We start from the raw sequence: 7,390 nt of genomic DNA, 5'->3' as shown, positions 1-7,390 counted from the left end.
GGCTCGCCCCCGGAGACCGGGCGGGCGCCGCGGCGGAGCATCGGACGCGGCAGGAACGACAGGCTCATGACGCCTTCCCCTCGTCCTCCGGTGGGAAGAGGCCGTCCGGTCGCCCGTTGCCGTCCCAGTTCAGGAGGTTGACCCGGCCGGGGGTGGACGGCCCGTTCGGGGAGTCGGCGGTCTGCCGGGACGACAGCGCGTGGAAGTTCTCCACGGCGACCGGGACGGGCGGGCCCGACGACTCCCCGAACGGTCCGGCGCCGCCCATGCCCGGACCGCCCTCGTAGTCCAGGGAGCACGCGATCTCCTCGAGGTCCCGGGCCTGCTCGGCGTGCGCCGTCGGGATCACGTACCGGTCGTCGTACTTGGCGATCGCCAGCAGCCGGTACATCTCCTCGACCTGCGGGCCGGTCATGCCGACGGCGCTCGCGGTCGACTCGTTCGGGGTATTGCCCAGATTCACGTCGCGCATGTACGAGCGCATGGCGGCCAGCCGCCGCAGCACCCGCTCGACGGGCCGGGTGTCGCCGGCCGTGAACAGGCCCGCGAGGTACTCCAGCGGGATGCGCAGCTTCGAGATGGCCGCGAAGAGCGTGCGGGGGTCCTCACCGTCGTTCCCGGAGCTCGCGACGACGTCGACGACGGGCGACAGCGGCGGGATGTACCAGACCATGGGCAGCGTCCGGTACTCGGGATGCAGCGGGAGCGCCACCTCGTAGTCGTTGATCAGCTTCCAGGTCGGGGACGCCTGGGCGGCCTCGATCCAGTCCTCGGGGATGCCCTCGCGGCGCGCGGCGGCGACCACCTCGGGGTCGTCCGGGTCGAGGAACACCGACCGCTGGGCCGCCAGGAGCTCGTGCTCGTCCTCGACGGACGCGGCCTCGGTGACCCGGTCGGCGTCGTACAGCACGAGGCCGAGGTAGCGGAGGCGGCCCACGCACGTCTCCGAGCAGACGGTGGGCAGGCCCACCTCGATGCGCGGGTAGCAGAGCGTGCACTTCTCGGCCTTGCCGGTCTTGTGGTTGAAGTAGACCTTCTTGTAGGGGCAGCCGGTGACGCACTGCCGCCAGCCGCGGCAGGCCTCCTGGTCCACGAGCACGATGCCGTCCTCGGCCCGCTTGTACATGGCGCCCGACGGGCAGGATGCCACGCACGCGGGGTTGAGGCAGTGCTCGCAGATGCGCGGCAGGTAGAACATGAACGTCTGCTCGAGCTCCTCGGCTACGTGCTCGCTCATGTGCTTCAGCACCGGGTCGTCCTGCATCGTCGCGGTGGACCCGGCGAGGTCGTCGTCCCAGTTGGCCGACCACTCGATCTTCATGTCCTTGCCCGTGAGCAGGGACTTCGGTCGTGCCACCGGGGTGTGCGCGCCCTGCGGCGCGGACAGCAGCATGTCGTACTCATAGGTCCAGGGCTCGTAGTAGTCCTGGATGGACGGCATCTTGGGGCTGGCGAAGATGGTCGCGAGCTTCTTCAGCCGCCCGCCCGCGCGGAGCTTCAGCCGGCCCCGCCTGGTCCGGACCCAGCCGCCGTGCCACTCGTCCTGGTCCTGGTACGTGCGCGGATAGCCCAGCCCGGGGCGGGTCTCCACGTTGTTGAACCAGACGTACTCCGTGCCGGACCGGTTGGTCCACGCCTGCTTGCAGGTCACCGAGCACGTGTGGCAGCCGATGCACTTGTCGAGGTTCATCACCATCGACATCTGGGCCATGACCTTCATTCGTAGCGCACCTCCTGGCTGCGGCGCCGGACCACGGTCACCTCGTCGCGCTGGTTGCCGGTGGGCCCCAGGTAGTTGAAGGCGTAGGAGAGCTGGGCGTAGCCACCGGCCAGGTGCGACGGCTTGAGCAGGATCCGCGTCAGCGAGTTGTGGATGCCGCCGCGTAGCCCCGACGCCTCCGCGATCGGCACGTCCACGGTGCGGTCGGTGGCGTGGTGCATGTAGACGGTGCCCTCCGGCATGCGGTGGCTCACCACGGCCCGCGCCACGACGACGCCGTTGCGGTTCACGGCCTCGACCCACTCGTTGTCCGCGACGCCGATGCGGGCGGCGTCACCCGGGGACATCCAGATGTTCGGCCCGCCGCGCGAGAGCGACAGCATGAACAGGTTGTCCTGGTACTCGGAGTGGATGGACCACTTCGAGTGCGGCGTGAGGTAGCGGACGACGACCTCGGCGCCGGTCTCGGCATGCTCGACCAGCGACGGGGAGTCCGGGAAGAGCCGGTGCATGTCCAGCGGCGGGCGGAACACCGGGAGCTGCTCGCCGAGCTCCACGAGCCAGTCGTGGTCCAGGTAGAAGTGCTGCCGCCCGGTCAGCGTGTGCCAGGGCTTGAGCCGCTCGACGTTGACCACGAACGCGCTGTACCGGCGTCCGCCGTGCTCGCTGCCGGACCACTCGGGCGAGGTGATCACCGGGGTGGGCCGGGCCTGGACGTCGGCGAACGTGATGCGCCGGCCCTCGTCCTCGCGCGCCAGGTCGGCCAGCGGTCGCCCGGTGCGGCGCTCCACGCGTTCGAACCCCTGGACCGCGAGGCGGCCGTTGGTGGTGCCGCTGAGCGCCAGGATCGCCTCGCACGCGTGCGTGTCGCGGTCCAGCCGCGGCCGTCCGGCCACGGGACCGTCGGGGACCAGCCCGTTGATCTCGCCGAGGCGGCGCACCTCGGCGTCGGGCGAGAACGGCACGCCCTTGGTGACCATGCCGACGCCGTCGGTGAGCGGGCCGAGCGCGGCCATCCGGGCCGCGAACGCCGGGTAGTCCCGCTCGACCTCCACGATCTTGGGCATGTTCACGCCTGGCACCAGGTGCCGCTCGCGGAACGGCACGTCGGCGTCGGTCAGCGTGCCGTGGGGCACGGCCATCTCGTCGGGGGTGTCGTGCGCGAGGGGCGACGCGACGACGTCGTGCCGCACGCCCAGGTGGTCGATCGCCATCGCGGAGATCTTCCGTGCGATCGCGTGGAACGCGGCGAAGTCGGTCTTGGTCTGCCAGGGCGGGTCGATGGCCGGGCTGAACGCGTGCACGAACGGGTGCATGTCCGTGGAGGACAGGTCGTGCTTCTCGTACCAGGTCGCGGCGGGCAGCACGACGTCGGAGAACAGCGTGGTGCTCGTCATCCGGAAGTCCATCGTGACCAGCAGGTCGAGCTTGCCGCGCGGGGCCTCGTCGCGCCAGGTCATGCTGCTCGGACGCCCTTCCGGCGCGGACTCCTCGGCGAACACCGCGGAGTCGGTGCCCAGCAGGTGCTTGAGGAAGTACTCGTTGCCCTTGCCGCTCGACCCCAGGATGTTGGCCCGCCACACGGTCAGCACGCGCGGGAAGTTGGCCGGGTCGTCCGGGTCCTCGACGGCGAACCGCAGCCGGCCCGCCTTCAGCTCGTCGACCACGTGCTCGGCGGGCGGCCTGCCCGCCGCCCGGGCCTCGTCGGCGAGGTCCAGCGGGTTGCGGTCGAACGTCGGGTAGCTCGGCATCCAGCCGCGCTGCGCCGACTCCACCAGGGTGTCCGCGGTGGTGCGGCCCGCGAACCGGCCGGGCGCCAGCGGCGAGGCCAGCGTGTCGGCGGGCAGACCGTCGTACCGCCACTGGTCGGTCGCCAGGTACCAGAAGGCGGTGCCGATCATCTGTCGCGGCGGCCGCACCCAGTCGAGCCCGCCCGCGTACTGCGCCCAGCCCGTCACGGGGCGGCACTTCTCCTGGCCCACGTAGTGCGCCCAGCCGCCGCCGTTCACGCCCTGGCAGCCGGTCATCGTGGTCAGCGCCAGGAACGCGCGGTAGATCGTGTCCGAGTGGAACCAGTGGTTCGTACCGGCGCCCATGATGATCATCGACCGGCCGTCGGAGTCGACGGCGTTCTGCGCGAACTCCCGTCCGATCCGCGCCGCGGCGGCCGCGGGGACGCCCGTGATCTCCTCCTGCCACGCAGGGGTGCCGGGCGCGGGGTCGTCGTAGCCCGCGGGCCAGTCGCCCGGCAGCCCGGGCCGGCCCACGCCGTACTGGGCGAGCATCAGGTCGAACACCGTGGTCACCAGGTGTCCGCCGACGCGCCGCACCGGCACGCCACGCACGACGACGCCCTTGCCACCGGTGTGGGCGTCGTCTTCGGGCCCGGGGACCACGTCGAAGCGGGGGAGGGCGACGGCGACGGACTCGACCGGCCCTTCGCCGGTCGAGTCCGTCGAGCCTGTCGAGACCCCCTGCAGATCAGCGAGGCTCAACGCCGGGTCCACGTCGCCCAGGTCCAGGTTCCAGCGGCCCTCGTCGGCGTCGCCGTAGCGGTGGCCCAGCGTGCCGTTCGGCACCACGGGCGAGCCGTCGGCGTCGAGGAGTACGGGCTTGAAGTGCGAGTTGGCCTCGGCGGTCACGCCGGGCAGGACGTCGTCGGACAGGTCGGCCGCCGTCAGGAACTTGCCCGGGACGTACGCCTCCTCGCCGTCGTCCGCCGCGTGCTGTCCCGCACCGGACGAGGGCACGGGGTCCAGGCGCACCAGGAACGGCGAGTCGCTGTACTGCTTGAGGTAGGCCGCGAACCGCTCGGTGCGCCGGTCCACGAGGTACTCGCGCAGGATCACGTGGCCCATCGCCAGGGCGAGCGCGCCGTCCGTGCCGGGGTGCGGGGCGAGCCACGCGTCGGCGAACTTCGTGTTGTCCGCGTAGTCGGGGGAGACCACCACGACCTTCTGGCCGCGGTACCGGGCCTCGGTCATGAAGTGCGCGTCCGGCGTGCGTGTCACGGGGATGTTCGAGCCCCACATGATCAGGTAGGCGGCGTTCCACCAGTCCGCCGACTCCGGCACGTCCGTCTGGTCGCCGAACACCTGCGGGGACGCCACGGGCAGGTCGGCGTACCAGTCGTAGAAGCTGAGCATGGTGCCGCCCAGCATCTGCACGAACCGCGCGCCCACGCCGTGCGAGACCATCGACATCGCGGGGATCGGCGAGAACCCGGCGACGCGGTCCGGCCCGTGCTCCCTGATCGTGTGCACGTGGGCCGCCGCGACGATCTCCGCCGCCTCCTCCCACGTGGCCCGGACCAGGCCGCCCTTGCCGCGCGCCCGCTTGTACGCGCTCGCGACGGCGGGATCACCCGTGACCTCGGCCCACGCGTGGACCGGGTCCCCGGTGCGGGCCTTCGCCGCCCGGTACGCCTCCAGCAGCGCGCCCCGCACGTACGGGTAGCGCACCCGGGTGGGCGAGTACGTGTACCAGCTGAACGCGGCCCCGCGCGGGCAGCCGCGCGGCTCGTACTCGGGGGAGTCCGGGCCCACCGACGGGTAGTCCGTCTGCTGGGTCTCCCACGTGATGATGCCGTCCTTGACGTACACCTTCCACGAGCAGGACCCCGTGCAGTTCACGCCGTGCGTGGAGCGGACCACCTTGTCGTGCGACCACCGGTCCCGGTAGAACGAGTCGCCGCCCCGACCCCCTTCCAGGTACAGCCGGCGCAGGTCCTCGGACACCTCCCCTCGGCGGAGGTGCCGTCCCAGCCTGACGAGTGCGTCCTCGGTGGCCATCTTTTTCAGTTTCACCTGGGGTCTGAGAATGCGCGACCTGATCTGCGGCACAGATGCTGCGAGCAACGCCTCACACCCCCGGCCGGCCCCCTGTGCGTTCTTCCTTACGGTCGATTAACTGCTCTTTGTCGGGCGATGAAACACCGTCTCCCTAGGTTCCTGGATGTCGGTCCGACGTCGGGCCGGCCCCGGACGGGCACCTGTCGGTCCGGGCGCGCCCGGCGTCGTCGGGCATACGCCCATGCAGGGAGGACGACGTGTCCACTCCGACCACACGCGACCAGGCACCCACGCCCAGCGAGCCCGCCGTCCGGCGCCGCACCGGACGCTGGATCGAGCACTGGGACCCCGAGGACAAGACCCTCTGGGAGGACGGCGGACGCCGCACCGCCCGGCGCAACCTCGTCCTGTCGATCTTCGCGGAGTTCCTCGGCTTCGGCGTCTGGGCCATCTGGTCGATCGTCGTACCGCAGCTCCCCGCCGCGGGTTTCGACCTCACCGTCGACCAGATGTTCTGGCTCATCTCCGTGCCGAGCCTCGTCGGCGCCACGCTGCGCATCCCCTACACGTTCGCCGTCCCGGTGTTCGGCGGCCGCAACTGGACCATCGTCTCCGCCCTGCTCCTGCTGCTGCCGGCCGGCGCGCTCGTCCTCACCGTCGGCGACCCCACCACGCCGTTCCCCGTGCTGCTCGCCGCCGCGGCGCTCGCGGGCCTGGGCGGCGGCAACTTCGCGTCGTCGATGGCGAACATCTCGTTCTTCTTCCCCGAGAAGGAGAAGGGCGCGGCCCTGGGCTGGAACGCCGCAGGCGGCAACATCGGCACGGCGGCCGTGCAGCTCGCGGTACCGCTGGTGATCGTCACCGGGGCGGGCGTGGCGCTCGACCGGGCCGGGCTGATCTTCATCCCGTTCATCCTGCTGGCCGCGTTCCTCGCCTGGCGTCACATGGACAACCTGTCCACGGCCAAGGCGGACCCGCGCTCGTTCGGCGTGGCGGTGCACCACAAGCACACCTGGGTCATCAGCTTCATCTACATCGGCACGTTCGGGTCGTTCATCGGCTACGCGGGCGCCTTCCCGACGCTCCTGGCAGCGCAGTTCCCCCAGGTCGCGATCCCGCTCGCCTTCGTCGGCGCGCTCGTGGGGTCCGTCGCCCGGCCGCTCGGCGGCATCCTGGCCGACCGCGTGGGCGGAGCCCGGGTGACCATCGGCTCGTTCGGCGTGATGGCGCTCGGCGCGGTGGGCGCCATCGCCGCCCTCGGGTCCGGGAGCTTCGCGCTGTTCTTCGGCTCGTTCCTCGGCCTGTTCGTCGCCACGGGCGTGGGCAACGGCTCCGTCTACCGCATGATCCCGGCTGTCTTCCGGGCGAGCGGCGGGACGGCGAAGGCCGCCGCCGGGTGCATCGGCATCGCCGGCGCCATCGGGGCGTTCGGCGGGTTCCTCATCCCACGCGGGTTCGCCCTGTCCACCACGTCGGCGGGGTCGATCGTGCCCGCGCTGTGGCTGTTCATCGGCGTCTACGCGGTGATGGCCCTGGTCTGCTGGCTGGTCTACGGCCGTGGCGCCATGGCCGAGGCACGGGTCTGACCATGGTCGCCACCCTCGGGATCCCCGTCGACTCGCACTGCCCCTACTGCGCGCTGCAGTGCGGGATGTCGCTGACGCCACGTGCGACGTCGGCGGCGTCCGGCACGCCGGCGCCGAGCCAGGCGTCGGCCGGTGTCCCCGAGGTGCAACCGCGCGACTTCCCGACCAACCGGGGCGGGCTGTGCCAGAAGGGGTGGACGTCGGCGGCAGTGCTCGGGGCGGCCGACCGGATCACGACGCCGCTGGTCCGCCGGTCCCTGCTGACCGGCGAGGGCCAGCCGGTCGACCCGGCC

Annotated in this window: 3 protein-coding genes and 1 pseudogene; 2 read left to right on the top strand and 2 right to left on the bottom strand. The window is 71.6% G+C overall.

Annotated features, from left to right (window positions below; translation table 11 throughout):
* Window positions 1-64 precede the first annotated feature (64 nt).
* Both narH and PROKR_RS01155 read right to left on the bottom strand, forming a co-directional pair.
* Window positions 65-1,720, bottom strand: a complete 1,656-nt coding sequence (narH, locus tag PROKR_RS01160; RefSeq protein ID WP_036958977.1) for a nitrate reductase subunit beta — start codon at window positions 1,718-1,720, stop codon at window positions 65-67.
* The gene (locus PROKR_RS01155) at window positions 1,717-5,511 is read right to left on the bottom strand and encodes a nitrate reductase subunit alpha (RefSeq protein ID WP_051432572.1); all 3,795 of its coding nucleotides are present in this window, start codon (window positions 5,509-5,511) and stop codon (window positions 1,717-1,719) included. The genes narH and PROKR_RS01155 overlap by 4 nt, the downstream gene beginning before the upstream one ends.
* A 257-nt stretch (window positions 5,512-5,768) precedes the next feature.
* Between PROKR_RS01155 and PROKR_RS01150 the strand changes: the two genes are divergently transcribed.
* Both PROKR_RS01150 and PROKR_RS01145 read left to right on the top strand, forming a co-directional pair.
* Window positions 5,769-7,097, top strand: a complete 1,329-nt coding sequence (locus PROKR_RS01150) for an MFS transporter (RefSeq protein ID WP_036958975.1) — start codon at window positions 5,769-5,771, stop codon at window positions 7,095-7,097.
* Between the two features lie 2 nt (window positions 7,098-7,099).
* Window positions 7,100-7,390, top strand: a pseudogene (locus tag PROKR_RS01145) (hypothetical protein); the annotation flags it as partial.

It is taken from the genome of Promicromonospora kroppenstedtii DSM 19349, assembly GCF_000515355.1.
Classification (GTDB): domain Bacteria; phylum Actinomycetota; class Actinomycetes; order Actinomycetales; family Cellulomonadaceae; genus Promicromonospora; species Promicromonospora kroppenstedtii.
Note: the sequence above shows the minus strand (reverse complement) of the source record. Positions and strands in the feature narration are given on the sequence as shown.